Annotated in this window: 3 protein-coding genes and 1 pseudogene; 1 reads left to right on the top strand and 3 read right to left on the bottom strand. The window is 69.1% G+C overall.

Annotated features, from left to right (window positions below; all coding sequences use genetic code 11):
* Window positions 1-1,264: nitroreductase family protein (locus GJ693_RS14845; protein WP_207789969.1), on the top strand; the 1,264-nt coding region annotated here is incomplete at its 5' end.
* Window positions 1,265-1,268: 4 nt separating this feature from the next.
* Here GJ693_RS14845 and GJ693_RS14850 read toward each other — a convergent pair.
* The 3 genes and pseudogenes from GJ693_RS14850 to GJ693_RS17115 all read right to left on the bottom strand — a co-directional run.
* The gene (locus tag GJ693_RS14850) at window positions 1,269-2,057 is read right to left on the bottom strand and encodes an FkbM family methyltransferase (protein WP_156257038.1); all 789 of its coding nucleotides are present in this window, start codon (window positions 2,055-2,057) and stop codon (window positions 1,269-1,271) included.
* A gap of 88 nt (window positions 2,058-2,145) precedes the next feature.
* Window positions 2,146-3,132, bottom strand: a complete 987-nt coding sequence (locus GJ693_RS14855; RefSeq protein WP_156257039.1) for a right-handed parallel beta-helix repeat-containing protein — start codon at window positions 3,130-3,132, stop codon at window positions 2,146-2,148.
* 94 nt (window positions 3,133-3,226) lie between these two features.
* Window positions 3,227-3,425: pseudogene (locus GJ693_RS17115) on the bottom strand (DEAD/DEAH box helicase); the annotation flags it as partial.

Here is a 3,425-nt window from a genome sequence, read left to right on the forward strand (position 1 = left end):
TGGGCGCCCGCTGGCAGACGGCAGACCAGGCGCCGGCGCCCGTGCCGGCCGAGTGACCAGCCGGCGCCAACTGCTGGCCGGGGGTGCCGGGCTGCTGGCCGCGGGCATCGGCGCGCGGGCCTGGCAGCAGGGCCTTTTGGGCGGCGACAACCCGGCGCTGGCGGCGTGGGATGATTGGGCCAGTCAGCGCCAGGTCGGGCCGCTGAAGCTGATCGGCGCGGCGGTTCTGGCGTCCAGCCCCCACAACACCCAGCCCTGGGCCTTTGCCGTCGGCCGGCTGGGGGTGGACATTTTCGAGGTGCCGGGCCGGGCGCTGGGCAGCATGGACCCGTTCGGGCGCGAACGGCTGGCGGGTCTGGGCGCTGCCATCCACAACATGGCGCTGGCCACCACGGTGCTGCGGCGGGCGTCGCGGGTGAAACTGCTGCCCGATCCGCAGAACCCCGGCCATGTCGCGCGCCTGATCCTGGGCCCGGATGGCAGTGGCCCTGCGCCGCATCGTCTGCTGCCGTTCATTGCCCGTCGCCACACCCACCGCGGGCCGTGGCGCGGCGGGCCAGTGGCCGAAGCCAAGCTGGCCGAACTGCTCGCTTTCCCGGCCTTTCCGGGCGTGAAGGTGGCGCTGTTCACCGCCGCCAGCCCGATCGGCAAGCGCTTTGCCGCCCTCACCGACGAGGCAACCCAGGCCATCACCGCTGATGCCGCGATGATGGAGGACAGCCACCGTTGGTTCCGCCACGAGCGCCGCGACGCCGAGCGCCTGATGGACGGGCTGACCCTGGCCACGTCGGGCGTGTCACCCTGGCTGGCAGCGGCCGGCGCCATGCTGCCGGCGCAATCGGCGGCCAGCGAGGGCCAATATTGGCTGGCGGCGACGCGCGACACGCAGTTGCCCACGGCCTCGCTGTTCGGTCTGATCCTCACTCCGCTGCCGCACGACCGGCGCTCCGCCCTGCTGGTCGGCAGCGCCTGGCAACGGCTGCATCTGAATGCCACTGCCGCCGGCCTGGTGGCGCAACCCTTGAACCAGCTGCCCGAAATGATCGACCGCGAGGCGCAACTGGGCCAGGCGCCGCGCTTCGCCCGTGCTGTCGATGGCCTGCTCGACGATCCGGCGTGGCGGCCCAGCTTCTGCTTCCGCTTGGGGCTGGCTGACACGCCGGCCGCAGCGGCCCTGCGCCGGCCGGTCAGTGCCGTGCTCGGCCATCCGGCACGGCTGGATTGGGAAGTGGAGCAGTGGCAGGCGGCCGGCGGCGCGTTCTAGGCATCTAACGCCGCACGAAGACTTCGTTGTAATGCCGGCGGCTGGGGTCGTTGATGCTCGGGGTCAGGCCCTTGTCGGCCAGCCTGGCGAACAATGTCTCGCGGGTGGTGCCGTGCTGGGCCAGGTTGTCAGGGTCCACCTCGACAATCATCTTCACCACCTGCGGGTCGCCCAGCAGCGGCATCAGCGCCTCGATCACCTGGTTCTCATGGCCTTCGACGTCGATCTTGATGGTGATGCGGCGGCCGCCGGCGACGTTGCGGATCAGATCGGCGACCTGCTCGCTGCCCAGCACCATGATGGCGCTGCTGCCGCTTTCGCTGATATGGGCAATGCCGCTGTGGCCGGCGGGGCCGGGATCGAAGGCGACCCGCGCCGTGCTGCTAGAGACGCCGGCACACAGCGTGACGACATTGGTGCAGCCATTGGCAGCAAGGTTGCCGGCCAGATCCGCGAACGTCTTCTGGTTGGGTTCAAACGCGATCACCCGGCCATCCGGCCCAAGGTGGCGGCTGGCGACCATGGTGAACAGGCCCAGATTGGCGCCGATGTCGACGAAGCATTCGCCGGCGCCCATCGCCATGATCTGGTCGTGGACGTCGCGATAATCCTCGGCCAGCGTGCCGAGCAGGGCGAAGCGGTTGGTGGCATCGCGCGCCCGCACCGTCATTTGCGGGCCATAGACGCTGGGCAGGCGGCGGCCATCGAACAGGCGCAGCAGGGCGCGGATCAACCGCCCCTTGCCGGGATGATGCCGGGCCTTCACATAGGCCGGAAACCACGCTGCCGTCACAATTTCCCCCACCGGTGACCCTGCCCGCAACCTATCAGCCGCACCGGGCTTGGCAAGTTGTGGCGCCGGGCATCACGCGCGGCCCTGTTCATCGCGGGAGCGCCGGCACGTCCTTGAGGTCGCCGGGCCGCGGGGCGAACGAACGGTTGTCGAAGCGGCTGCCGACCTGGCCATCGACATCCGGCACACCGCGCCACCACACGCGCGGCGGCAGTTTTTTGGTGCCATCGCGCATCTCGTTGCGCGCGGTGACATTGCTGGGATCTTCGAAGCCCTTCAGCTTGCCTATGCCGTAGAGCGTGCCCGGATAGCTGGCCAACACATTGTCCGTCGCCACGCTTTCCACACAGGCGCCGCAGGTGATGGTGTGCGAGAAGGTGACGGCCATGTAGTTGCCGTGGAAATGCAGCCGCCTGCCACTGCCGGTCTTGGGGTCGCTCGACAATATGCCCTGCATGACCCCGGTCGCCTTGTTGTTGATCACCCAGATGTCGGCCTGCAGTGGTTTGCCCTTGCCGCTCCACAGCTGGATGCAATCCGGGTGCTGGCGGCCAGAGCGCTCATACCAGGCGCAGCTGTTGGCGCTGACGATGCCGCGCTGGTTGTCGGCCAGGTTGATGCCATCAGACGTGGCCTTCTCGATGACATTGCGGGTGGCGAGGAGATCCTCGCCGCCGTAGAAGGCGATGGCCTGCTGGTGCCCTGAGAAATAGCTGTCGCGCACCGTGGCGCGCTTGAAGGCGCGGATGGAGACGCCGTTGCCCTTCTCGTCGCCATTGCCCACCACGGTCGCATTGGCGAGGCTGAAATCCTCGACATTGTCGGCCCGGATGGTGTGCGGCACGATGGTGCCACGGTCCGTGCGGCCCCAGGTGCCGCCCTTGATCGTCAGGCCCTTGACGTCCCTGATCCCGGCGCCTTCCAGGAAGGTGGCGCCACTGGCATCGAGGGTCACGCCGCCATAATCGCGATCGGATATGCTGATCCGGTCAGGGCAGGTGATGGCGCCGGTGGCCACGGTGCTGCCGGGCGCGGCGGTGGCCAGGGCGACGGCAATGAGCGGGCAGGGGATCACCCCCTGAACTTACAATGACATGCACGTGGATGGAAAGCGGAAAGCCGGCGCGCGCCAGCCGGTTCACCGCAGCTGGCGCACGGGTCGGGCGGGTTCAGGCGGGCTGACGGATCGGGCGGCTCAGGAAACCCGGCACGCCTTCCGGACCAAAGCCGGTGAAGCTTTCGCCATCGCCATCGTCGTTGCGCCGCGCCGGGGCCGACGGCGCGATGGCACGATAGCTGGCCAGCGGATCGCCGGCGGCGGCCTGGCGCACGGTGCGCGGCTTTTCGCCCAGCGGCACGCGGTCGCTG

It is taken from the genome of Sandarakinorhabdus oryzae (assembly GCF_009733735.1).
Lineage (GTDB): Bacteria > Pseudomonadota > Alphaproteobacteria > Sphingomonadales > Sphingomonadaceae > Sandarakinorhabdus > Sandarakinorhabdus oryzae.